The sequence below is a fragment of the Massilia eurypsychrophila genome, from assembly GCF_002760655.1.
Taxonomy (GTDB): Bacteria; Pseudomonadota; Gammaproteobacteria; order Burkholderiales; family Burkholderiaceae_D; genus JAFCUW01.
On record NZ_PDOC01000018.1, the window covers coordinates 1 to 22,200 of the forward strand.

The following is a 22,200-nucleotide window of genomic DNA, read 5'->3' on the forward strand; positions in this document are numbered from 1 at the left end:
ACGGGGCTCGTCAACAGGAGACCAAGGTGAAGCCGATGGTTTCCACGACAGTGAAGAACTCGATCGACCGGGTTGAACACAGATGAACGCAGGCATGGCGCGCCGGGTTCGGTGCCATGACGTCAACGGTTCCAACCGCCCGGTGCGGACCCGCATGCCGGGTGGTGTGGCAGGGGAGCGGCCTTCGGGCCGTCCCCTATGCCGATTCCAACTTCCAGCGGGGTCAGTGCCGGCAATCGTACACGAGCTGATCCGCGCAAGCGCCCCAACGCACGAGGCCGTGTACGTTTGCCGGCACTGACCCCGCTGGAAAAGCGCGTTAACGCACGAGGCCGTGTACGTTTGCCGGCACTGACCCCGCTGGTGTGAATTGGCAAGAGCGGGTCGCACAGCAAAACGCCCGCGGGCCGTTCGGCGCACGGGCGTTTTGTTTCTTTAATGCTCAGCTACGCGGGACGCACAATGATCAGGTCTTGCCTGGTCCAGATGGCTGCTGCGCGCCGTCGGTGTTGCCGTCTTTCGGCGTCTGCGACTGCTGATTGCCGTCTTTGCCTCCGGACGATGAACCCTGGTTGCCGGACTTCTGCGGACCGCCCGAACCTTGCGAGCTACGCACGCTCTCGCTGTGGTCGGAATCCTTGCCGCTCTGGTGTTGGTTGCTCATGTCTGTTCTCCTGTGTTGTTGGAGGCTGCGGTCGCCGGGATTGACGCCAACGAACACAGCCGGTGAACAAATCATGACCCGCATGTCACAATTTGCGAATAGGAACTCTACTGCTGAAGATGTAGGAAAATGGGCCTAGTTTCCGGAATTAAATTTGACCCTCGATTTACCGGCTGTTACAAATGTTGCCAGCTGCTAGCACCGCCCGCGCCTCTGCCGTCCTACAGTGACGTCATCTGCCATCGGCGGGCAGCACGAGAGGAAGACAACATGAATATTTACTTGAAGGCATTGTTGGCAGGCGCGTTTGCGCTGGGCATTTCACAGGCGGCGTCGGCATCGACGCAGGTGCGGATTGGCATTCATGCCGGCCCGCCGGTTCACCACTATTCATACCGCGCCCAGCCGATGTACGGCCATCCGCCCGGTTATTACGCGGCGCCACGCAGCTACGGCTACGCGGAGCCGGCCTGGCGCGGCCGTCACGACTGGCGCGCCCGCCGCGCCGCGGAAATGCGGCGCCAGGAATGGCTGCGGCGCGAAGAATGGCGCCGCGAACAGTGGCGGCGCGAGCAATGGCGCCACAACCATTGGCGCGACGACCACCGCCGCGGCGATCACCGCTGGGATGGCCGGCGCTAACGCCACATAGCAGCCAAAAAAGCTCCCGATCGGGAGCTTTGTGTTTGCATCGCGTGTCATCATCCTGAAGCATTTTAGAGTCAAAATTGGTTGCTCCCCAGAATCATCCGTGGTGCATCCTTTAACTCCGAATGCGATCAATGAAAATAACAAGATTCAACACCGGCGCGCGCGTCATGCTGTCGTTCGCCGTGGTCCTGCTGATCATGGCGACGATGACGGCGGTCGCCCTGTGGCGTCTGCAAGCGGCGGACGACACGACATCGAGCCTGGTGCGCGAAAAGCTGGCGAAGCGACAGCTGACGTCGGAAGTGCTGGCGTTGTCGCGCCTGAACGGCACCCGGGTCGCGGCCATCGCGCGCAGCGACAGTCTTGAAGTGACCGACTATTTCCAGGCGCAGCTGGCCGGCGGCGAGAAGGCACAGATCGCGCTGGAGGCGCAGCTGGCCGCGCTGGCGCCCGACACGGCCGAGCAGGGCTTGCTGGCCGACGCGGCCGCCGCCAGGAGCGCCTACGTGGCTGCGCGCACGCAACTGTTCAAACTGAAAGACATGGGCCGCACCCAGGATGTCGCCACGCTGGCCGACGGCGCGCTCGAAACGTCGTTCAAGCGCCATGCCGGCGCACTCGAAAGCCTGCTGGCCTACCAGGCACAGCAGGCAGCGATGGTCGCCACCGAATCAGGCCGCCAGTTCACCGCCAGCAAGTTCCTGATGCTGGGGCTGGGCGTGTTCGCGCTGGTTGCCGGCGCCGTGCTGGCGTCGGCGCTCACGCGCAGCATCGTCAAGCCCTTGCGCGCCGCCGTGGCGCAGATCGTCCGTGTTGCCGGCGGCGACCTGACCGCGGCCGGCGCCAGCGCCAGGACCGATGAGATCGGCCAGCTGCTCGCCGCACTCGGCGAGATGACCGCGCGCCTGGCCGCCACCGTGGCGCAGGTGCGCGGCGGCGCGCTGGCGATGGACGTGGCGTCGGCCGAAATCGCCACCGGCAATGCCGACCTGTCGTCGCGCACCGAGAAACAGGCCGGCGCGCTGGAAGAAACGGCGTCGTCGATGGAAGAACTGACGGCGGCCGTCAGGCAGAACAGCGCGCACGCCGGCGAAGCGAACCAGCTGGCGCTGCACGCCTCGGCAGTAGCCGACAAGGGCGGCAAGGCAGTTGCCGATGTGGTCGATACGATGGCGGCGATCAGCGGCTTTGCGGCCAAGATCGTCGACATCACCGGCGTCATCGACGCCATCGCGTTTCAGACCAACCTGCTGGCCTTGAATGCCGCGGTGGAGGCGGCGCGCGCGGGCGAGCAGGGGCGCGGCTTTGCCGTCGTGGCGGGCGAAGTGCGCAACCTGGCGCAGCGCTCGTCGGTGGCGGCGCGCGAGATCAAGACCTTGATCGGCGATTCGGTGGCGCAGATCGACAGCGGCCGGCGCCTGACGCAGGCGGCCGGCAACACGATGGACGAAATCGTGCGCAGCGTGGGACGGGTGACGGCAATCATCGGCGCCATCAGCGCCTCGAGCATGGAGCAGGAGGCCGGCATCGAACAGATCAACAGCGCGATCGTCGACATGGATGCGGTGACGCAGCAGAATGCGGCGCTGGTCGAGCAGGCGGCCGCGTCCACCGAGGCGCTGCATGACCAGGCGGCGGAACTTTCGGCGTTGGTAGGCTATTTCCGGCTGGAAGAGACGCCGGCTGCGGGGTTGTTGGTGCCGATGCTTGAGCTGACCGGACAAAGCTGCCGCAGCGCCGTCTCAGGGCCGCGAACAAGGACATCGTACGCAGGCTATGTGACGGCCTGATTACCTGGATCTGCGGGCTGCTGCGCGGCGTTGACGCCAGCAGCCTACAGCGCGGCGTCGATTTCTTCGCCCAGGCCGTGCTGGGCAGCGCGATGCAGCGCGACGTCGAGCGCGTCCATGAATTCGACCACGTTGATCGGCTTGGTCAGGTAGCGGAAGAAGCCGGCGTCGATGCCTTTTTCGATGTCGCGCGGCACCGCGTTGGCCGACAGCGCCATCACCGGAATGTGCGCCGTGGCCGGATCGCTCTGCAGCACCTTCAGCGCGCCATAGCCGCTCATGCCCGGCAGGTTGATATCCATCAGGATCAGGTCCGGCTGGCAGGTGCGCGCCAACACGATGCCGAGGTGGGCGTTGATGGCGGTCAGCAGCTTGAGGTCGGTGCGCCGTTCGATCAGCAGCTCGACCAGCGCCAGGTTGGCCGGGTTGTCTTCCACGTACAGCAAGGTGCGCTGCGCCGATGGCGTCAGCGCCGGCAACGGGGCGTTGACGCCTTCAGCCGGCGCGGCGACGGCCAGCGTACTGAGCGCCGGCTCATGCGCGGCGGCGAACTCGACCCAGAATTCGGTGCCCACGCCAGGCGCGCTCTCCACCCCGATCTGGCCGCCCATTAACTCGACCAGCTGCTTGGTGACGACCAGGCCGATACCGGTGCCTTCCTCGGTGCTGTCTTCCTGTCCGAGCCGATTGAACGGCTGGAATAACTGGGCGATTTGCGCGGGGGCGAGGCCGGCGCCGGTGTCCTTGACATAGACGCGGACGCGGTTGTCGCCAACGGCCAGGCAACGCACCGTCACCATGCCGCCAGGGCGGTTGTACTTGATGGCGTTCGACAGCAGGTTGATCATCACCTGCTTGACGCGCGTCAGGTCGGCGTAGATGTAGACCGGCGTGCCGACAGCCGGGAACACCAGCGCGATGTCGCGCTTGTCTGCCTGCGCGCCGATCAGGCCGCGGCAATCCTGCAGCACTTCGGCCAGGCACATCGGCTCGGACGAAATGGTGACCTTGCCCGATTCGATCATCGCCAGGTCGAGAATCTCGTTGATCAGGCGCAGCAGATACCAGCCGCCCTTGAGGATGTGCTGGATCGAGCGCTGCTGCGATGGCGTCGGCGGCGGCGTTTCGGACTGCATCAGCTGGGCGAAGCCGAGCACGCCGTTGAGCGGCGTGCGCAGTTCGTGGCTCATGCTCGACAAGAATTCCGATTTGGCCAGGTTGGCTTTTTCCGCCGCCGCCTTGGCGCTTTCCAGTTCGACGTTGTTGATCTGCAGCGTGTGCTCGAACTGCTTGCGGTCGGTGACGTCGCGCGCGGCGGCGAACACGCCTTTCAGGTTGCGGTCGCGATCGTAGAAGGTGGTGGCGTTGTACGACACGACCGTCTCCTTGCCGTCGCGCGCCAGCGCGGTCAGTTCGTAGTTGGTGACCTTGCCTTCGCGCAGCACACGCTTGATGCCGGCCTCGGCGCGCGTCTGGTCGGTGAAATAGTTCTTGAACGGCGCGCCGATCAGCTCGTCGCGGGTACAGCCGGTCAACTTTTCCATCTGGTGGTTGACGTCGCTGATAATGCCGCGCGGGTCGGTCGTCATCAAGGCGTCGATGTTCGATTCGATCAGCGAGCGAGTGTAGAACTGCTGGTCGCGCAGGCTCTGGTCGAGCAGCGCCTGTTCCGCCTCGACCTGCTTGCGCGCGGTGTTGTCGGTGCCGATCAACAGGTAGCCGATGATGGTGCCCTGGGCGTCGCGCAGCGCCGTGACCGACACGATCGCGGCGAAACGGCTGCCGTCCTTGCGGATGTAGGTCAGTTCGTAGATGTCCTCGATGCCGCGCGAGGCCTTGAACACGAGCGCCTCGAAGCCGGGCGAAATCGCTTCGCCGAGCTCCATGCTGAGCGACTCGGCCCGTTCGATCACTTCCTGCGGGTCGGAAATGTTGGCCGGGGTGATCTTGTCGACGACGTCGGCGGCGGTGTAGCCGAGCATGCGTTCGGCGCCGACGTTGAAAATCTGGATCACGCCCTGGGCGTCGGTGGCGATGCTGGAGAAGTTGGCGCTGTTGAAAATGGCCGTCTGCAGCGCGCCGGCGCGCACCAAAGCTTCTTCGGCTTGCTTGCGGGCGGTGTTGTCGGTGCCGATCAACAGGTAGCCGATAATGGTGCCCTGGGCGTCGCGCAGCGCGGTGACCGACACGATCGCCGGGAAGCGGCTGCCGTCCTTGCGGATGTAGGTCAGCTCGTAAATGTCCTCGATGCCGCGCGAGGCCTTGAACACGAGCGCTTCGAAGCCGGGCGAAATCGCTTCACCGAGTTCGGTGCTGAGCGACTCGGCCCGTTCGATCACTTCCTGCGGGTCGGAGATGTTGGCCGGGGTGATCTTGTCGACGACGTCGGCGGCGGTGTAGCCGAGCATGCGTTCGGCGCCGACGTTGAAAATCTGGATCACGCCCTGGGCGTCGGTGGCGATGCTGGAGAAGTTGGCGCTGTTGAAAATGGCCGTCTGCAGGGCGCCGGCGCGCACCAAAGCTTCTTCGGCTTCCTTGCGGGCGGTGTTGTCGGTGCCGATCAGCAGGTAGCCGATGATGGTTTCTTCGGCGTCGCGCAATGCGGTCACCGACACCACCGCCGGGAAGCGGCTGCCGTCCTTGCGGATGTAGGTCAGCTCGTAAATGTCTTCGATGCCGCGCGAGGCCTTGAATACGAGCGCTTCGAAGCCGGGCGAAATGGGCGTATCGAGTTCGGCGGTCAAGGTCTTGGCGCGGGCGATCACTTCCTGCGGGTCGGAGATGTCGGCCGGGGTGATCTTGTCGACGACGTCGGCGGCCAGGTAGCCGAGCATGCGTTCGGCGCCGACGTTGAAAATCTGGATCACGCCCTGGGCGTCGGTGGCGATGCTGGAGAAATTGGCGCTGTTGAAGATGGCGTTTTGCAGCGCGCCGGCCTTGATCAGGGGTAGCGGACTGCCAACCGGCTCGGCCGACACGACGCGCAGTTTCAGGCTCAGCACCACCATGACCAGGAAGGCGACAAACAGCAGGGCGCTGACAACCAGCACCGGCACGGCGTCGAGCGGCTCGGCATTGGCGCGCATGGCAAGAATGCCGATGACGAACAGGCCGGCGGCGGAAGCGCCGAAGCCGGCCAGCGATAGCCGGTCGACCGACCGCTTGGAAATCGTTTTCATGAGAAACCTGGGCTTGGATAAGACTGAGCGCCAGCCTCGGCTCAAAGAAGGTAACGGCGAAGCCGTGTGGAACGTGACGCGCGCCGCTGGATCAGCCGGCGCCGGTGCAGGGTACCACATCCGGGGCTGCAGTAATGCTATCTGGAAAAGTTGCAGCTGAACATGTCTAAAATGGGACACTTGACGCGGCCGTGTCCGATTCTTCGACATTCTTGACTTCGCCAGTTCGGTGGGACTATGTTGGCTTTATCCCCGGCAATTGGGGTAAACCGAACATAGACGAACTACCGATTGGAGATATGATGAATCTTCGTAAAACGCTGCTGGCGGTATCGATCGCGGCCCTCCCTCTGATGGTGTGCGGCCAGGCCAGTGCCGGGCAGTTGATGGGAGCGCCTGCCGTGCAATCACAACAAGACAAAGCCAACCTGGTCGCCCAGCTCAACTCGCAGCGCGGCAAGCTCGGTCTCGATAATCGCCACAGCTTCGTCGTCGCCAAGCAGCACCCGGGCGTCGAGGGCACCACCATCAGCCGCGCCGACCATACCTTCAAGGGCGTGCGCGTGTTCCAGTCCGAATCGGTGGTCGTCAGCGGCCCGCGCGGGGCCATCATCAGCGAATCGGTGTCGGACCGCCGCGCCGGCCTGAAGCAAAAAGACATGGACGTGGCGCCGTCGGTCGCCGCCAGGCATGCCATCGACAAGGTCGTCGGCGCGGTCGCCCCGGGCGGCGCCCATCTGCAGGCGCCCAAGGCTGAACTGATCATCTACCCGGTCATGAAGGAAGTGCGCGTGGCCGGCGCCGCCAACAAGGCCGAAGCGGACCTGAACGCGCTCGACCTCGAGGAAGTGGTCGACAGCTACCAGCTGGCCTGGCTGGTATCGACCCGCATGACGGTCGGCAACAAGCCGGTCTTCCACGACACCGTCGTCAGCGCCCGCGACGGCAGCGTGCTCGACCATTGGAGCATGGTGCAGACCGTCGTCGGCACCGGCAATAGCCAGTACAACGGCAGCGTGCCGCTCAGTACGACCTTGTCGGGCACCACCTATTCGATGAAAGACCCGCTGCGCGGCGTCGGCGGCACCTTCGGCGCGATGGCCATCACCAACGCCAATCACACCACCAGCGCCGGGGCGGTCTACACCAACACCAGCAACACCTGGGGCGACGGGCTGCAGTACATCAACGGCGGCAGCACCACCAATGCCAACGGCCAGACCGCGGCGGTGAACGCCATGTGGGGCCTGATGAACACCTACGACATGCTCAAGAACACGCTCGGCTGGCAGTCGCTCGACGGCAATAACACGGCGACCTACATCGCCGCGCACGTCAACACCGCCTACGACAACGCCTACTACAGCGACACCTGCAAGTGCATGTACATCGGCGACGGCGGCGCCTCGTTCACCAACCTCGGCTCGATCGACGTGATCGGCCACGAGATGGGCCACGGCGTCACGGCGGCGACGTCGAACCTGGTCTACCGCGCCGAGTCGGGCGGCCTGAACGAGTCGGCCTCGGACATTCAGGGCGAAGCGGTGGAAGCGTATGCGCGCGCCGGCGGCACCGGCAGCGTTATTCCGAGCACCGGCAACGACTGGAAGATGGGCACCGAAATCGCCAAGAACGGCCTGCCGCTGCGCTACATGTTCAAGCCAAGCAAGGACGGCTCCAGCCCGAACGCGTGGAGCAGCTCGATGAAGCGCCTCGACGTGCACTACAGCAGCGGCCCGAACAACCGCATGTTCTACTTCCTGGCCAAGGGCTCCAGCGCTACCGTCGGCAGCGACACCCACAGTGCCTACCTGACCAAGGCGCCGCTGGCGATGACCGGCATCGGCACCGACAAGGCGTTCCGCATCTGGTTCAAGGCGCTGACCACCAAGTTCACCTCGTCCACCAACTACGCCGATGCGCGCCTGAAAGTGCTGGCGGCCGCGCAGGAACTGTACGGTGTCGGCAGCGTGGAAGCGAAAGCGGTCACGCGCGCCTACGCGGCGATCAATGTCGGCCTCGACATTGCCGAGTAACAGTTGATGCGCTAACGATGCAGTCAGCATGCCGCCACGCCTTTGCCGGCGCGGCGGCACGACAGCCCCGAATACGCTATGCCGCCGGCATAGCGTTTTCGGGGCTGTTTGCGTTGGCTATGCCATCGCCAACTCGGGGGGGCGCGCCGAGCGCCGCTCTCAGCAGCAGATCTCGGGCGAACCGATCCGATCGGCGTCGATTGCCCGGCGTCAGACTAGATCGTTCGACAAATAGCGGCTCGCAACGCAACCGGCGCAGCCACTGCTTGAAGCGGCTTCAACACGCGTTCACGTTCTGAACGGGCAGCGCACTGTCGACCGACCTGCCAGCCGGCTGACTGATCTACGTCGCCGGATAGGCGGGAGGCGGCAGCAACCAGCGAAATATCGGCAGCGGCCACATTCGGGCCAAGACATTTCAAAGGTGCTCAGCGGACCAGGCCGAGTTCATGGCGCTCCAGTTCGAAGCCTTGATCGCTTCCGAGGTGGGCGAATTGGCGTGAAATAGCGTCCGCAGGGATGGCCTCGACTTGGACAACCCGACAACATAGCAATGCCAACCAATACCGGCTTGACGTGCCGATCCATGATACCTCGCAATGTGAAAGATTGAACAAAGTGCGATCTACGTTGGTCTTTTGATACTTGAAAGGTCTGACGTGAGAACCTCCCTCTCCGCAATAATCATGGCCGCCCTGTGCGCCAGCCTCGGTACACCGGCACTAGCAGCTCCACCCACCAAAAGCGTCACGTTGACCGCGCCGGCCGCGCCGGTCGTCATCAAGAGCAAGCCCGCGCCCGTAGTGGCGGTTCCCGTCAAGAAAAGCATACCCGCGCCCGTAGTGACGTTTCCCATCAAGAAAACTGTGGTGGCGCCGGCGCCATTGAGGCCGAGGGTGCTGCGGCAGCAAGCCAGGCGGGCAAGGTCAGCCAGATGATCCCAACCACCCTGGTTGCCAAATCCCCAAGTTGGATCGCCAAGGGGCATAAATACTACAGCCTGTGCTCCCCCAGCCGCCACCTGGTCGCCTGCGCTCCAATCGCACCCACCGCCTTGATGAAGGACATCGAGGTCGGCGCGCGTCGTGGGCCAAAGGGCGAGCCTATCCTGACGTTCAAGATCACGCCGGGCGTGGAGGTAGAGCCCAAGCGCATGCGTTACGTGGTCGCCCACTTCCTCGCTCGCACGAGAAAGCAGGTGAAGCACTTCAACCGATGGAGGTGTCGTATGCGCCGCGGCCAGGTCAAACCTCGGTGCGCGTTGGAGCCACCGCCAGCCTGGTTGACGCCGGCAACGGCGGCAGCGGGGGCGGTGGCGGCATCACTTGCAGCTACGACGACGAAGGCAGCGACGATTGCGTCGGCGGCAGCTACGAGAGCGGTGGAGGCGGAGGTGACGGCGGCGGTGGCGGCGGCGGTGGGAACTACGATCCGATCCCGGCCACCCCTGCGACTAACGATTGCCAGTTCAACTGCGAATACCCATCCGGCAATGACAATGGCGATGGCGACCCATGCCTCAACTCCGCCGGCCAGAACATGTGCCAGGTGGTCGTCATCACAGGCCAGCGCCCAGAGCAGCCGGAAGAAACTGAGACAGTCGGCTGCCGGCCGATCAATGCGTGGACGGTTGAATGTGGCGGCAGAGGCGGTCTGCCGGTCATCGGTGGAGAACCGGAGCGGCTGCCAGCCCGCACGCCGTGGTTTCCGCAGACCTGGTGCAACAACGCCAGTGTCTTCTGCACCAATGGTCAGGAACAGCGGGACAATGAGCGCGGCCCCGACTCCACTCTCTCTGGCAAGACCCTGGAGCAGTTGATCGTCATCTGCGAGCGGATCGACAATACCGAGATGGACCAGCTCGACCTGTATCTGAGGCTCAAGAGCATCGACTACAGGGACTATCTTGTCGGCAGCACCCGCGCGATTGAACGTCAAACGGCACGTATCCGTACCGCCAAAGAGCAAACCGGCAACGGCGAGCACAAAGCCCCCTAAAAGGAGCCACCCATGATCGAAGAACCACGCATCATCGTCGCCCTGACGACAAAGGACGGCCGCACCAGCATCGAGGTTCGCCGAACCGATGCCGACGACGCCCAACCCAAGGATATCCGCTCGGTATCCTGGCCGCTTGTCATGCTCGCGCCGGCGGGCTACATGGCTGCATGCGACCGGGTCGGCAACGCGGTCTGGAGGCTGCTGCACGCCGCCCACCCTGAGCTGCTGGAGCCGCACCCGCCGCTCAAACCGCCTGACATGCTCACCGAGCTGGAGGAAATCATCCAGCTGGTGCAAACCCTGATCCGGCGATCTGTCAGGGAGCAGACCAGCTCCTACGTGCCAGCCCTGGACGCCATCTTCAAGTCCAACGCCGATCTGCTGGAAAAGACCAGCCTGCCCGAGCAATGGCCGACGCTGCGAAGTTCCTTCATGCGACACAGCGCGACCTGATCGACAATGGGCCTGTGGCGCTTCGCGACGCGCCGGCGACAGCCGGCAAGTCGATCGCACCCAGGCTTACGATTTTTTTTGTGGCCCCTGTAAGGACAGGTCGACAGTAGTCCTGGGGTATTGGGGATTGGGGTATGGGGCGCCTGGAGCACGTAGCACCTTAAATCCAAATCATATCTGTGACCGCCAGCGACGCCGGCAAGCGGCATTCTGGTTCGACTTGAAAATACCAAAGTCCAAAACAGCGTGCACCACGACCTCGGCCACGTCGAGCGTGAACGTTTCCATAAGCTGTGCCAATCTGTCGGCTACAGCACGGTCTATGCGCTGGCGCGCGCCCACCCCGACGTGTTCAACAAATACCCGCGGCTGCTGCCGCCACTGCCGCACCACGACCCGCATCGATTGGCGATTTTGCTGCTATACCCCGCGGGCAGAGACGAAACCAGTGCCTACACACAGGCGCTCGACAACCTTTTTCAGCGCTTTCCCGAAGACCGGGTTGGCCGACTCTTGGGCGATGTTGCGTGAGACATTGCCTCCCGCCTAGGAGTAGTCGCGCCGACACCAAGATTACAACTTTCAAACCGATAATCCTCATGCTACCCAACATAACCATCAGGCTAGTGAACAAAAACAGCGAGCCGACGCTAGTCATTACGCGCAACGATAGCGAGCGGCTAAACTTGATTCAATGGCCGATGAGCCAGCTTGAACCGTCAGGCTACCAAGCACTATGTCAAATAGTCGGCGATAGGGCCATGCGTATGCTCGCCGTCGTTCAACATGACGAGATCGCAAAATCCCCCCGGCTGCTGCCGCCAAAATTGCACACTGAAACCCACTACGGCATAGTCGACGCACTGATTCAACGCTCATACAAGGAAAGGACCACCGCCTATATCCCTGCCATCGATAGGCTAATCGAACAGCGGGCCGACGAACTAAACGAAAGCAGCTTGCCTGAAACATGGCCCGCTAATCGGGACAACTTGATTAAAGCCTTTCTGGTTGATCTTGTGCCAGCTACCGGGCCGCGATCACATCAACGCCCGTTCCGCTTCGCGCCGCCGTTGTATCTGAAGCTCAAAACTAGCACGACCTGATCGATGGGCCTGCGGTGCTCCGCGGCGCGTCGGCGAAAGCTGCCAAGTCGATCGCACCCAGGCTGTCGGTTACTGCACTGTCTATGCGCTGGCGCGCGCCCACCCCAATGTGTTCAACAAATACCCGCTGCTGCTGCCACCCTTCCAATTGCGACTACCCATTGGACGAGCTTCAATGCGCTGCGGCAGGACGGCCCCGAACACGCTATGCCTTGGGCATGGTGGTTTCGGGGGTGTTTGCATTGACATCGCCTTTGCGATTGTTCAACAGCCTGCGCCAAATCCTCGACCAATATCTTAGTGCCCAGTTCGCTACCCGGGGCGGTCCACTTTATTGGAGAAGAGATGAACATCCGCAAAACCCTGCTGGCCGCCGCGGTCAGTGCCGCCGCGCTCGCCGGCGCCGCCGCCGCCCCGCTGATGAGTCCATCCAAGGCGCCGACGCCGCAGGCGACCGCGGCGCTGGTGGCAAGCTTGACGGCGCAGCGCGCCGCCCACGGCCTCGACGCCGACCACGGCTTCGCCGTCAGCCGCCAGCATCCGGGCGAGGGCGGCGCCCAGGTCACCCGTATCGACCACACCTACAAGGGAGTGCGCATCTTCGGCTCCGAATCGGTCGTCGTCACCGACCCAAGCGGCAAGCTGGTCAGCGAAGCGGGGTCGGACCGCCGCCTGTTCCTGGGCAAGGGCAGCGCCAACCGCCTCGGCGCGGCGACGGCCGAGTTCGGCGTGACGCCGACGCTGAGCACCAAAGCGGCGATCGACGCCGCGCTGCGCTCGCTGCCGGTCGGCGCCACCCATGTCACGCCGCCCAGCGCCGAGCTGATCATCTATCCGATCATGAGAACCGAGCGCGTGCCGGCCGCCGTCAACAAGCCCGACGACGAACTCAACGCGCTCGACGTCGAAGACGTCGTCGCCAGCTACGAATTGTCCTACCTGGTGCACACGCGCATGCTCGTCGGCGGCAAGCCGGTCTACCACGACACCGTCGTCAGCGCGCTCGACGGGCGCATCATCCACCAGTGGAGCATGTTGCAAACGGCGACCGGCATCGGCCGCAGCCAGTACAACGGCAACGTGCCGATCAGCACCTCGATGTCCGGCGCCAGGTACGTGATGGTCGACCCGGAGCGCGGCACCGGCGGCCTGTTCGGCGCGATGGCCATTACCAACGCCAACCACAGCACCTCGCCCGGCGCCGTCTACAGCAACCCGACCAATGAATGGGGCGACGGCAAGCAGTACGTCGAGGGCACCAGCACCACCAGCGCCAACGGCCAGACCGCCGCGGTCAATGCGCTGTGGGGCTTGATGAACACCTACGACACGCTGAAGAACGCACTCGGCTGGCTGTCGCTGGACGGTCACAACACCTCCACCTACATTGCCGTGCACGTCAACACCGCCTACGACAACGCCTATTACAGCGACACTTGCAAGTGCATGTTCATCGGCGACGGCTCGTTTTTCACCAACCTCGGCTCGATCGACGTGATCGGCCACGAGATGGGCCACGGCGTCACGGCGGCGACATCGAACCTGATCTATTCGGGCGAATCAGGCGGCCTGAACGAATCGTCGTCGGACATCACCGGCGACGTTGTCGAGTCGTATGCGCGCGCCGGCGGCACCGGCGCCTCGATTCCGAATGCCGGCAACGACTGGCAGACCGGCAAGGAAATCAGCCGCACCGGCACGCCGCTGCGCTGGATGTACAAGCCGAGCAAGGACGGCAGCAGCCCGGACGCGTGGAGCATTTCGCTCAAGAACCTCGACGTGCATTACAGCAGCGGGCCGAACAACCGGATGTTCTATTTCCTGTCGCAAGGCTCGAACGCCGGCAAGGGCAGCGAATTCGGCAGCCCCTACCTGGTCAAGACGCCGCTGGCGATGACCGGGATCGGCACCGACAAGGCGTTTCGCATCTGGTTCAAGGCCAACACCACCAAGTTTACCGCCAGCACCAACTACGCCGACGCGCGCAGCAAGATGTTGCAGTCGGCGCGGGAACTGTACGGCGTCGGCAGCAAGGAAGACAAGGCGGTGCAGCGCGCCTATGCGGCCATCAACGTCGGCGCCGATATCGACGAGTAGGGCGCCGCCTGCGGTACCGTCGTAAAAAAGCCCCGCGAACCGCAGGGCTTTTCATCTCGGCCGTAGCCGCTCGATCGGTGTTGCCGATCAGCGCTTCGAGCCGCCCGCCACCAGCACGGCGGCGCCGGCGACGATCGCGGCGATGCTCGCCCACAACGGGATGTCGACGCTCTTTTCTTCGGCAACCGACAGGTTGATCGGGCCCAGGCTCGCCTTGTGGGTTTCCTTGGTGAAGCTGAAGCCGCCGAAGGCGAGGCCCGCCACGCCGGCGACGATGAGGATGATGCCGATGATTCTGGTGCTGTTCATGGTGATCTTTCTTGTTGTTTTATTCGTTAGGGTGACGCGGTCTTATTCGCCCATCATCGGGTAAGGGTTGACCGAAATGCCTTTCCACCACTCTTTCTTCGGCGTCAGTTCAACGACGGCGAAGTGCAGGTGCGGTGCTTTCGGATCGGAGTTGCCGGTCACGCCGACATAGCCGACCAGGTCGCCGCGCTTGAGCACGGTGCCTTCCTTGACCCCGTCCGCATAACGGTCGAGGTGGGCGTAATAATACGCGTACTTCTCGGTCGGGTCGAACTGGTAGACGGTCAGGCCGCCCGGCTTGCTGTTGAACAGCTTGACGACCTTGCCGTCGGCCACGGCGATGACCTTGGTGCCTTTCGGCGCCATGATGTCGAGCGCTTCGTGATGACGCTCCTTGCCGCGCGGCTGGTCAAAGTTGTCCGACAGTTGGCTCAGCTTGATGCCTTCGACCGGAATCATCAGCTTGGCCGACGATTTGGCCGCGCCTTCACTGACGACGTCGCTCGGCATCGGGATCTCCTGCTGCGTCGGGCGCAGCGGCAGGTCCGCTTCGGTCAGGTCGGTCGACACGACCGGCGCCGGCGGCAGCGCCGCGGCCATCGGGTCGGTCGGAGTGACCGGTGCGCCGGCAGCGGTGGCGCCAGGCGCGCTGACGACGGCGACGACGGGAGCGACGGGAGCATCATGCGGGACCTGGCGCAGGAACATAAACAGTCCGCCGGCGCCGAGCAGCACGCCGGCCAGTAAGGTCAACAGCCATTTCATTCGATTCTCCTTGTAGGTACGACACGCGCCCGGCACGCCGGGCGCGAAAGCGAAATAGTATCGGTCTTGTTAGTCTTGCAGCACGACGTCGGTGCCGGCGCCGACCGAGGCCGTCAGCGCGGCGACGTCCCAGTTGGTCAGGCGGATGCAGCCGTGCGACTGGGTCTTGCCGATCGATGCCGGCACCGGGGTGCCGTGGATGCCGTAGTGCGGCTTCGACAGGTCGATCCAGGCAACCCCGACCGGATTGTTCGGGCCGGCAGGAATCTTCGCCTTTTTCTCGCCGGCTTCGGCATCCCAGAACAGTTTGGGGTTGTAGTGGAACACCGGATTTTTGGCGATGCCCTTGACCTTCCAATTACCGACCGGCAGCGGATCGTGCTCGCTGCCGGTGGAGGCAGGAAACTGGGCGATCGCCTTGCCGGCCGTGTCGAACAAGGTCAGCGTGCGGGCCGACTTGTCGACCATGATCTTGCCGCCTTTTGGCAGCGGCTCGGTGTCGAGCACGTTCGGCACGACGATCTGCTCGCCGGCCCGGGACAGGTCCTTGCCCGGGTTCAGGCGCTTGAGCAGGGCGGGGCTGGCGTGAAATTTTTCGCCCAGCGCTTCCTCGGCGCTGGTGTAGCCGAGCGCGCTCATCTTGGCTTTGTCGGCCATGTTTTCCGGAATCGCCTCGAATGGGCCGGCGACGTCGGCATCAAGGATCGTGTAGGTCGTCAGCGCGTCGGCGCTGTCGGCGTTCAGCGCGGCCCAGGTCGCCGTATTCATGGCGCCGGTGGACCCGATGCCCTTGGCGCTCTGGTAGCCGGCAATGGCGGCGCGCAGGTTCGAGCCGGCGGCGCCGTCGATTTCACCGGAAGAAAAGTGGGCGCGGTCGAGCATGATCTGGGCGCGCAGGATGTCGGCCTTGCCGGGCTTGGCGACCTTGCCGGTCGTTTCGCTCTTGCCGGCAGCGTTGACGCTGTCGAGACTGAGGGCGGCGGCGGCAGGGGCGGCTGCGGCGGCGCCGGGGGCGGCAGCAGGGGCCGCGGCGGCGGCAAATGCAGGCAGGCTGAACGCGGCGGTGAGGCAGGCGGCCAAGACGGTGTGAGCTGTTTTCAATGGGTATCCTGTGTCGCTATGGTTGGTACAGCGAGATTAGTTCCTCCCAGATATACGGTCTGTGCGGCAGCGTACTAAGGCGATGCAGGCCTCTTGCGCGCCAATCCGGGTGCCAAAACGCAACAGAGCCCGCGCGCGGCGGGCTTTGCAGTCAACAGCGTGAACTGTGATCAGGTCGGCAAGGTGCCGAGGATGCCGATCTCGGCGCTCGACATCAGCTTGTCGATGTCGACCAGGATCAGCATGCGCTCGTCGAGCGTGCCCAGGCCAATCAGGTAGTCGCTGTCGAACACGCCGCCCATGTCCGGCGCCGGGCGGATCTGCTGGGCGGTCAGGGTGGTGACGTCGGAGACGCTGTCGACGACCATGCCGACCGTCTTGCCGCCGAGGCTGAGCACGATGACGATGGTAAATTCATCGTAGGTCGGCGTGCCGAGGTTGAACTTGATGCGCATGTCGACGATCGGCACGATCACGCCGCGCAGGTTCATGACGCCCTTGAAAAACTCCGGCGCGTTGGCGATGCGGGTCACCGCTTCATAGCCGCGGATCTCCTGCACCTTGAGGATGTCGAGGCCGTATTCTTCCTCGCCCATCGTGAAGGCGAGAAATTCGTGACCGGTTTCATCGTGGCCGTGTGGCTGGCGATTGCGGACGGCGGCGTCCGCTGAGTGAGTTTGTAACATGTGATTGACCTGTTCGAGTTGAAGGCGAGGATACTCACTCAAGGGTCTACCGCGGGGGTGGGGCAATAGCGCTGCACTTGAAGCTTGTCCGGTTGCCGCACAATATCCGGCGGCCAGACCTGACGTTACACTTGCCCCATGGAAATGTCAAAGCGCTTCGAGCCGGAGCGGGAGATTGCTTGCAGCGCTGTTATTTGTTGTTGTTTAGCGGTAACAATCAGCAGGCGACCGGCTCAGGCGAACAAGCTGGTGCGCGCCGCCTGGCTGATCGCCACCGTCACCGGATGGCTCAGGCGCCGCTCGGTGGTGATGGCGTAGACCTGCTCGACAAGCGTGTCGACGCGGCCGAGCTGCACCACGCGGTACTGCTCGCACACCTGGGCGGCGATCACGGTCGGCGTGAAGAACGCGCCGGCGCCGGACTGGCCGAACGCTTTCATCATGGCGCTGTCGTCGAATTCGCCGACGATGCGCGGATGCACCTGCACCGACTCGAGCCACTGCAGCAGGCGGTGGTGGATGGCGAAATCCTCGCCCGGCAGCAGCAGCGGGGCGCCGTCCAGACAGTGCGGAAACTGCGGCGCCAGGGTCGCCGCCAGCGCCGCCGTGGCGCACACCGTCATGCCGCTTTCGCCCAGCAAATGGTTGTAGCCGCGCACGCTCAGGTGGCTGGGCATCGGCCGGTCGGCGATGACCATGTCGAGCCGGTGCACCGCCAGCTCGGCGATCAGGCTGTTGAGCCGGCCTTCGCGGCAGATCAGGCGCACCGGTTCGGCCAGCTGCAGCGCCGGCTCGACCAGCCGGCAGGCGATCAGTTTCGACACCGAGTCGGCGCACCCGACGCGAAACGCGATCGTCGTGCTGCGCGTGGTGTCGCGCACCACCTCCAGCAGCGCGTCGCCGGCGCTGAAGATTTCCTCCGCATGGCGCAGGATGTGCCGCCCTGTGTCGGTCAGTTCCAGGTTGCGCCCGGCCTTGCGAAACAGCTCGACGCCGAGCGTTTCGGCGAACTCCGTGAGCTGTCCGGAGATCGATTGAGGTGTCAGGTGCAGCTGCGCGGCGGCCCTGGCGATGCTGCCGGTCTTCGCCACCATCCAGAAGTAGCGCAGGTGCTTGAAATTGAGTGCGGCCATTGACAGCTCCGTGAAGCATCGAGTTTTTCGATTAGATAGGCAATTATATTCGAGTTGTTCGATGCTTTCATCCTCTTTATGATGATTTCACCAAACAGCTTCGTGACAAGGAGATTCACATGAATAGTTTAGAAAGTATCGCCACCGGACCGATGTGGGCCGGCTTCATCGCCTTTGTGCTGCTGATGCTGGCGCTGGACTTGTTCGTTTTCGGCGGCAACAAGGCGCACAAGGTCAGCGTCAAGGAAGCCGGCATCTGGTCGCTGATCTGGGTCAGCCTGGCGCTGCTGTTTAACGGCGGCTTGTGGTGGTACCTGAAAGGCACGATGGGCGCCGAGGTGGCCGACCAGAAGGCGCTCGAGTTCCTGTCCGGCTACCTGATCGAGAAGACGCTGTCGGTCGATAACGTGTTCGTGTTCCTGCTGATCTTCACCGCCTTCCAGGTGCCGCAGCAGTACCAGCGCCGCGTGCTCATTTACGGCGTGCTGGGCGCCATCGTGATGCGCGCCGTGATGATCATGGCCGGCGCCTGGGTGGTGAGCGAATTTAGCTGGGTGCTGTACGTGTTCGGCGCGTTCCTGCTGTTCACCGGCATGCGCATGCTCGTTGCAGCCGACCAGGAGCCCGACGTGGCCAACAATCCTGTGCTGCGCTTTGCGCGGCGCCACTTGCGGGTCGCCGAGGGCGACCACCAGGAGCGCTTTTTCGTGCTCAAGGATGGCGTGCGTTACGTGACGCCGCTGTTCCTGGTGCTGATCCTGATCGAGGTGACCGACCTGGTGTTCGCGGTCGACTCGATCCCGGCCATCTTTGCCATCACGACCGATCCGTTCATCGTGTTCACGTCGAACCTGTTCGCCATCCTGGGACTGCGGGCGCTGTACTTCCTGCTGGTCGATGTGGCCGATCGCTTCCACCTGCTCAAGTATGGCCTGGCGATGGTGCTCACCTTCATCGGCGTCAAGATGCTGATCATGCCGTGGTACCACGTGCCGGTGCAGGCGTCGCTGACGGTGGTGGCGGTGCTGATCGCGGCCAGCTGTATCGCCAGCCTGGTGGTTGCCCGCAAGGACGACGCAACGAAGTAAGCAAGCGCGTGGCCCGGCGTTCGGGTCGCGCGTCATTGGCAACATCGCAACATGTATCACTCACCGCAACGTAAAGGGGAACTGGAATGCGCTCGTATGAACTCAATAGTGGACAGGCAGCGGCTCGCGTGCTGGCGCTGACAATGGTAGTGGACGGCAATCTGGCGCAAAGCGAATTGATTGCCATGGACCGCACGCGGATTTTGCGTTACGTCGACCTTGAGCGTGACGACTTCCACCAGTTGTTGCAGGAACTGTGCGAGGACCTGCTGACGACGGCGGAGCACGGCGACGTCCGGATCGATGCGCGGCTGATCGATGGCGTGCTCGGCGAGATTGCCGATCCGCAGTTGCGCCGTCACCTGCTCAAGGCGATGTGGTCGATCGCCGACGCCGACGACTGGCTGGCCGACGCCGAGGCGGTGTTGCTGGCGCGCGCGACTGTCCTGTGGGCCGCGCAGACCGGCTTTGCCGCGGCCAGCTGAATTAGGGCAGGCCGAGCGCCTTGCGGATTGCCGGCAGCACCAGTTGGAACGCCGGCGAGCCGGCGGCCACTTCGTCATAGTGGCTGGCGCCGGGCAGCACGATGACGCTGGCGCTGTCGCCGGCGGCGCGGGCGCGGGCGGCATAGTCGGTGGCCACGCGCGGCGGCGAGACGGTGTCGAATTCGCCCGTGATGAGCACGGTGTTGCTGCCGTTGGGCATCAGGTCGGCGGCGTTGGTGTCGGAAAAGATGTCCGGCCTGGCGCTGCTGGCCACGCCGGCCAGCTGGACTGTGTCGCGCCCGCAGCTCGATTTGATCAGGGCTGCCTCGTGGCGCAGGTCGGCCAGGCCGCCCAGGCTGATGATCTGGCGCACCGGCAGGATCTGGGTCCGGAACAGCGGGCTCGACGGGGCAATCCTGGCGCGCCCGGCGATCCACTGCACCAGCTGGCCGCCGGCCGAATGGCCGACCGCGACGATGCGTTCAAGGTCGAGCTTGTGACGGCCGGCGTGTTCGCCCAGCAGCTCGAGCGCGCCATGCATGTCCTGATAGGTGCCCGGGTAGCCGCCGCCGTCTTCGTCGACCCGTCGGTATTCGACGTTCCAGACGGCGATGCCTTGCGCGGCCAGCGCGCCGGCCAGGTTGCGCATCTGCTCGATGCCGCCGAACTTGATGGTCCAGCAGCCGCCATGTACCAGCACGACGACCGGAAACGGCCCGTCGCCGGCCGGACGGAACAGCTCGACATACTGCGACGGCGCGCTGCCGTAGGCAATCTTTGCCGTCGGCGCCGGCCCGCTCAACGCCAGGTAGTCGGCCAGCTTCATCGGCGCGGCGGCGGTGGCGGCGCCACCGAAAGAACACAGCAGGGCGGCTAGCAGGGTGCGCAGGCGGGGTTTCATATTGGCATCTCGTCAAGGATTAGCGCTGAACTATATACAAGGTGGGCGGTATGCGGCAAGCGCCGCTTTGGGCCCGCACGATTGAAGCGGGGGCGGCAGGGCATTCATGGCCTTCATGCTAGTCTGCCAAAAACTATTGGAGAAATGTTATGCAGCAAGCAGCAGAAGAATACCGTGGCTACCGCATCGACGTCGAGCCCATCAAGGACTGCAGCGACCTGTGGGATTTCGAGTACACCATCACCAGCCTGGCCGGCGGCGAGCCGCGGGCGCGCTCGAAAACGGTGGGCGGCTATGCGACCGCGGACGTGGCGCGCTTTGCCGGCATCGCAGTGGCGCGCACCGAGATCGACAACCTGCTGGCCTCCTGACGCGCCCGGCGACAGCGAGCGTGGCGCCGGCGCGACTGCCGTCGGGCAGACGCCGCCGGCGCTTGATTTTAGACAAAATTGCAGCGGCGCAAATCGCTACGATATTTATTTGGCCCAAAACATTGGGCAGAAAAGGCACAGCATGAGCACCATCGATCCGAACAACGAGCAGGCATGGGATCGCGGCATCAGCAGCATCGGTGCGCATTCGACGCCGGACCCGGATGATCCGGGGTCGCAGCCGCCGGGGCCGAATCCGAACCCGGACGATGTGCCGCCGCCAGCCCATTCACCGGTCAAGGAACCGACCTTGCCGGAGCCGCCGATCAAGGCGGCAGCGGCACCAGGCCCGGGCCTGATGATGTAAAAAGCGTTATGGCCGGTTTGGCGCGGCCGGCTTGGCATTGTCGTCGGCGCCGGACTTGTCGGCCGGCAGCGGCGGGATCTGGCGGATGATTTCCTCGGTCTCTTTCTGCGCCGGGGTTTTCTCGCCGCTGCCGATGTCGGCTTCGTCGAGCATCGGACGGGCGGTTCTAGGGTCGTTTGGGGCGGGTGTCTGGTTCATGCTGCGTCTCCTGGGGGCTGTGGTGCGATCGGTGGATCGTATCAGCGTCGCTCGGCCGCTGTCGCGCAGTATGACGTTGCCATTGTGTTGCTTCCGTTCTACATATATTGCTAATGTGTTTGCCGTCACATAGTTGAATGTCGTAAGCTTTCTATACTGCTTCATCAGAGTCTTATTTGTTCGGGAGAGCGTCATGGGCAATTCGTTACACAACAAGATTTACCTCGGCCGCACCCCGTTCTACGCCTCGCGGCGGATGCGCGTGATCCTCGCGCTGACGCTGGCCGCCAGCATCGGCCTGGCCTGGCTGGCGGTGCGCAGCTTCAAATAAGGATGCCGCGACGGCGATTGCCGGTTGCCCTGTCGGGAATGGGCAGGTACCATGGGCGCCGCAACGGCTAACCATGAAAGCGGTAATGAAGAACGAGAAATTGACTACGGATGAATATGACGCACTCGGCCACGTCGAGCGCGGCGCCGCGCACGACAAGGTAAACGCCTGCGTCGGGCGCAATGTCAAGCGGCTGTCGGGCCTGAAGATGATCCAGTACGGCAAAGATGGCCGGCTGACATTGACCGACAAGGGGCAGCAGACCTTGTTCCTGCGCCGCTGCATCGGCGGCCTGCGCGCCGTGTCGGCCGATCCGGCTGCCAAGCTCGATGCCGATGTCGCCGCGTTCCTCGGCAAGAAGTCGCACATTATTGCGCGCGAAGAGGGCGGTTACGACGTCACCGACAAGGGGCGCGAATCGCTGGCCGATATCGAGGCCCAGGATAAACTGAAGTAATGGACGAAAAAAACCGGGCGATGCCCGGTTT

At 63.8% G+C, this 22,200-nt stretch carries 23 protein-coding genes; 14 read left to right on the top strand and 9 right to left on the bottom strand.

Annotated features, from left to right (window positions below; all coding sequences use genetic code 11):
* Window positions 1-466: 466 nt before the first annotated feature.
* Window positions 467-664 (bottom strand): hypothetical protein, encoded by a 198-nt coding sequence (locus CR105_RS21360; protein WP_099791981.1) that lies wholly within the window; start codon window positions 662-664, stop codon window positions 467-469.
* Window positions 665-934: 270 nt separating this feature from the next.
* On the opposite strand from CR105_RS21360, the gene CR105_RS21365 reads away from it, so the two are divergent.
* Together CR105_RS21365 and CR105_RS21370 are read left to right on the top strand one after the other, a co-directional pair.
* On the top strand, window positions 935-1,306 hold the full coding sequence (locus CR105_RS21365) for a hypothetical protein (protein WP_099791983.1): 372 nt from the start codon (window positions 935-937) through the stop codon (window positions 1,304-1,306).
* 140 nt (window positions 1,307-1,446) lie between these two features.
* A complete protein-coding gene (locus CR105_RS21370) occupies window positions 1,447-3,105 on the top strand; it encodes a methyl-accepting chemotaxis protein (RefSeq protein WP_099791985.1) in 1,659 nt (552 codons plus the stop codon).
* A gap of 44 nt (window positions 3,106-3,149) precedes the next feature.
* Here the strand turns inward: CR105_RS21370 and CR105_RS21375 are convergent, their stop codons facing one another.
* The gene (locus CR105_RS21375; protein WP_229414055.1) at window positions 3,150-6,284 is read right to left on the bottom strand and encodes a hybrid sensor histidine kinase/response regulator; all 3,135 of its coding nucleotides are present in this window, start codon (window positions 6,282-6,284) and stop codon (window positions 3,150-3,152) included.
* Window positions 6,285-6,586: 302 nt separating this feature from the next.
* On the opposite strand from CR105_RS21375, the gene CR105_RS21380 reads away from it, so the two are divergent.
* The 6 genes from CR105_RS21380 (at window position 6,587) to CR105_RS21410 (ending at window position 13,977) form a co-directional block, all read left to right on the top strand.
* Window positions 6,587-8,320 (top strand): M4 family metallopeptidase, encoded by a 1,734-nt coding sequence (locus CR105_RS21380; protein ID WP_099792136.1) that lies wholly within the window; start codon window positions 6,587-6,589, stop codon window positions 8,318-8,320.
* 1,215 nt (window positions 8,321-9,535) lie between these two features.
* A complete protein-coding gene (locus CR105_RS28455) occupies window positions 9,536-10,318 on the top strand; it encodes a hypothetical protein (RefSeq protein ID WP_099791989.1) in 783 nt (260 codons plus the stop codon).
* 12 nt (window positions 10,319-10,330) lie between these two features.
* Complete coding sequence (locus CR105_RS21395; RefSeq protein WP_099791991.1) at window positions 10,331-10,774, top strand: hypothetical protein; 444 nt, start codon at window positions 10,331-10,333, stop codon at window positions 10,772-10,774.
* A 246-nt stretch (window positions 10,775-11,020) separates the two neighbouring features.
* The gene (locus tag CR105_RS21400) at window positions 11,021-11,305 is read left to right on the top strand and encodes a hypothetical protein (protein ID WP_099791993.1); all 285 of its coding nucleotides are present in this window, start codon (window positions 11,021-11,023) and stop codon (window positions 11,303-11,305) included.
* A gap of 230 nt (window positions 11,306-11,535) precedes the next feature.
* Window positions 11,536-11,880: a hypothetical protein gene (locus tag CR105_RS21405; RefSeq protein ID WP_131021763.1), complete on the top strand. Its 345-nt coding sequence runs from the start codon at window positions 11,536-11,538 to the stop codon at window positions 11,878-11,880.
* 345 nt (window positions 11,881-12,225) lie between these two features.
* Window positions 12,226-13,977 carry a M4 family metallopeptidase gene (locus tag CR105_RS21410; RefSeq protein WP_099791998.1) on the top strand — a complete coding sequence of 584 codons (1,752 nt, stop codon included), beginning with the start codon at window positions 12,226-12,228 and terminating at the stop codon, window positions 13,975-13,977.
* Window positions 13,978-14,064: 87 nt separating this feature from the next.
* On the opposite strand, the gene CR105_RS21415 is transcribed toward CR105_RS21410, so the two are convergent.
* The 5 genes from CR105_RS21415 to nhaR all read right to left on the bottom strand — a co-directional run bounded on the left by CR105_RS21415 (window position 14,065) and on the right by nhaR (window position 17,971).
* A complete protein-coding gene (locus CR105_RS21415; protein WP_099792000.1) occupies window positions 14,065-14,286 on the bottom strand; it encodes a hypothetical protein in 222 nt (73 codons plus the stop codon).
* Window positions 14,287-14,328: 42 nt separating this feature from the next.
* The gene (locus CR105_RS21420; protein ID WP_099792002.1) at window positions 14,329-15,051 is read right to left on the bottom strand and encodes a M23 family metallopeptidase; all 723 of its coding nucleotides are present in this window, start codon (window positions 15,049-15,051) and stop codon (window positions 14,329-14,331) included.
* 69 nt (window positions 15,052-15,120) lie between these two features.
* Window positions 15,121-16,152 carry a L,D-transpeptidase family protein gene (locus CR105_RS21425; RefSeq protein WP_099792004.1) on the bottom strand — a complete coding sequence of 344 codons (1,032 nt, stop codon included), beginning with the start codon at window positions 16,150-16,152 and terminating at the stop codon, window positions 15,121-15,123.
* Window positions 16,153-16,322: 170 nt separating this feature from the next.
* Window positions 16,323-16,838, bottom strand: coding sequence for a chemotaxis protein CheW (locus tag CR105_RS21430; RefSeq protein ID WP_099792006.1), 516 nt, complete (start codon window positions 16,836-16,838; stop codon window positions 16,323-16,325).
* 233 nt (window positions 16,839-17,071) lie between these two features.
* Window positions 17,072-17,971 (bottom strand): transcriptional activator NhaR, encoded by a 900-nt coding sequence (nhaR, locus tag CR105_RS21435; RefSeq protein WP_099792008.1) that lies wholly within the window; start codon window positions 17,969-17,971, stop codon window positions 17,072-17,074.
* 119 nt (window positions 17,972-18,090) lie between these two features.
* Here nhaR and CR105_RS21440 point away from each other — a divergent pair, with 119 nt between their 5' ends.
* On the top strand, window positions 18,091-19,059 hold the full coding sequence (locus CR105_RS21440; RefSeq protein WP_099792010.1) for a TerC family protein: 969 nt from the start codon (window positions 18,091-18,093) through the stop codon (window positions 19,057-19,059).
* 86 nt (window positions 19,060-19,145) lie between these two features.
* Window positions 19,146-19,544, top strand: coding sequence for a TerB family tellurite resistance protein (locus CR105_RS21445; RefSeq protein ID WP_099792012.1), 399 nt, complete (start codon window positions 19,146-19,148; stop codon window positions 19,542-19,544).
* 1 nt (window position 19,545) lies between these two features.
* Here CR105_RS21445 and CR105_RS21450 read toward each other — a convergent pair whose 3' ends face one another.
* Complete coding sequence (locus CR105_RS21450) at window positions 19,546-20,445, bottom strand: alpha/beta hydrolase (RefSeq protein ID WP_099792014.1); 900 nt, start codon at window positions 20,443-20,445, stop codon at window positions 19,546-19,548.
* Between the two features lie 149 nt (window positions 20,446-20,594).
* Here CR105_RS21450 and CR105_RS21455 point away from each other — a divergent pair, with 149 nt between their 5' ends.
* Together CR105_RS21455 and CR105_RS21460 are read left to right on the top strand one after the other, a co-directional pair.
* On the top strand, window positions 20,595-20,816 hold the full coding sequence (locus CR105_RS21455; protein ID WP_099792016.1) for a hypothetical protein: 222 nt from the start codon (window positions 20,595-20,597) through the stop codon (window positions 20,814-20,816).
* A 142-nt stretch (window positions 20,817-20,958) separates the two neighbouring features.
* A complete protein-coding gene (locus tag CR105_RS21460) occupies window positions 20,959-21,183 on the top strand; it encodes a hypothetical protein (RefSeq protein ID WP_099792018.1) in 225 nt (74 codons plus the stop codon).
* A gap of 6 nt (window positions 21,184-21,189) precedes the next feature.
* Here the strand turns inward: CR105_RS21460 and CR105_RS21465 are convergent, their stop codons facing one another.
* Window positions 21,190-21,381, bottom strand: coding sequence for a hypothetical protein (locus tag CR105_RS21465; RefSeq protein ID WP_099792020.1), 192 nt, complete (start codon window positions 21,379-21,381; stop codon window positions 21,190-21,192).
* A gap of 193 nt (window positions 21,382-21,574) precedes the next feature.
* Between CR105_RS21465 and CR105_RS28460 the strand changes: the two genes are divergently transcribed.
* Both CR105_RS28460 and CR105_RS21470 read left to right on the top strand, forming a co-directional pair.
* Window positions 21,575-21,712, top strand: a complete 138-nt coding sequence (locus tag CR105_RS28460) for a hypothetical protein (RefSeq protein WP_180288263.1) — start codon at window positions 21,575-21,577, stop codon at window positions 21,710-21,712.
* Window positions 21,713-21,797: 85 nt separating this feature from the next.
* Entirely contained in the window at window positions 21,798-22,169 is a 372-nt protein-coding gene (locus tag CR105_RS21470; RefSeq protein WP_099792022.1) for a hypothetical protein, read from the top strand.
* Window positions 22,170-22,200: the final 31 nt, after the last annotated feature.

What these genes read in the sequence shown, in the direction of transcription:
- CR105_RS21465 (WP_099792020.1), bottom strand. Translation starts at nt 21,381, where the DNA reads ATGAACCAGACACCCGCCCCAAACGACCCTAGAACCGCCCGTCCGATG.
- CR105_RS21360 (WP_099791981.1), bottom strand. Translation starts at nt 664, where the DNA reads ATGAGCAACCAACACCAGAGCGGCAAGGATTCCGACCACAGCGAGAGC.
- CR105_RS21405 (WP_131021763.1), top strand. Translation starts at nt 11,536, where the DNA reads ATGCGTATGCTCGCCGTCGTTCAACATGACGAGATCGCAAAATCCCCC.
- CR105_RS21455 (WP_099792016.1), top strand. Translation starts at nt 20,595, where the DNA reads ATGCAGCAAGCAGCAGAAGAATACCGTGGCTACCGCATCGACGTCGAG.
- CR105_RS21410 (WP_099791998.1), top strand. Translation starts at nt 12,226, where the DNA reads ATGAACATCCGCAAAACCCTGCTGGCCGCCGCGGTCAGTGCCGCCGCG.
- CR105_RS21415 (WP_099792000.1), bottom strand. Translation starts at nt 14,286, where the DNA reads ATGAACAGCACCAGAATCATCGGCATCATCCTCATCGTCGCCGGCGTG.
- CR105_RS21440 (WP_099792010.1), top strand. Translation starts at nt 18,091, where the DNA reads ATGAATAGTTTAGAAAGTATCGCCACCGGACCGATGTGGGCCGGCTTC.
- CR105_RS21365 (WP_099791983.1), top strand. Translation starts at nt 935, where the DNA reads ATGAATATTTACTTGAAGGCATTGTTGGCAGGCGCGTTTGCGCTGGGC.
- CR105_RS21460 (WP_099792018.1), top strand. Translation starts at nt 20,959, where the DNA reads ATGAGCACCATCGATCCGAACAACGAGCAGGCATGGGATCGCGGCATC.
- CR105_RS21375 (WP_229414055.1), bottom strand. Translation starts at nt 6,284, where the DNA reads ATGAAAACGATTTCCAAGCGGTCGGTCGACCGGCTATCGCTGGCCGGC.
- CR105_RS21470 (WP_099792022.1), top strand. Translation starts at nt 21,798, where the DNA reads ATGAAGAACGAGAAATTGACTACGGATGAATATGACGCACTCGGCCAC.
- nhaR (WP_099792008.1), bottom strand. Translation starts at nt 17,971, where the DNA reads ATGGCCGCACTCAATTTCAAGCACCTGCGCTACTTCTGGATGGTGGCG.
- CR105_RS21450 (WP_099792014.1), bottom strand. Translation starts at nt 20,445, where the DNA reads ATGAAACCCCGCCTGCGCACCCTGCTAGCCGCCCTGCTGTGTTCTTTC.
- CR105_RS21445 (WP_099792012.1), top strand. Translation starts at nt 19,146, where the DNA reads ATGCGCTCGTATGAACTCAATAGTGGACAGGCAGCGGCTCGCGTGCTG.
- CR105_RS21395 (WP_099791991.1), top strand. Translation starts at nt 10,331, where the DNA reads ATGATCGAAGAACCACGCATCATCGTCGCCCTGACGACAAAGGACGGC.
- CR105_RS21420 (WP_099792002.1), bottom strand. Translation starts at nt 15,051, where the DNA reads ATGAAATGGCTGTTGACCTTACTGGCCGGCGTGCTGCTCGGCGCCGGC.
- CR105_RS28460 (WP_180288263.1), top strand. Translation starts at nt 21,575, where the DNA reads ATGGGCAATTCGTTACACAACAAGATTTACCTCGGCCGCACCCCGTTC.
- CR105_RS21430 (WP_099792006.1), bottom strand. Translation starts at nt 16,838, where the DNA reads ATGTTACAAACTCACTCAGCGGACGCCGCCGTCCGCAATCGCCAGCCA.
- CR105_RS21370 (WP_099791985.1), top strand. Translation starts at nt 1,447, where the DNA reads ATGAAAATAACAAGATTCAACACCGGCGCGCGCGTCATGCTGTCGTTC.
- CR105_RS28455 (WP_099791989.1), top strand. Translation starts at nt 9,536, where the DNA reads ATGGAGGTGTCGTATGCGCCGCGGCCAGGTCAAACCTCGGTGCGCGTT.
- CR105_RS21380 (WP_099792136.1), top strand. Translation starts at nt 6,587, where the DNA reads ATGAATCTTCGTAAAACGCTGCTGGCGGTATCGATCGCGGCCCTCCCT.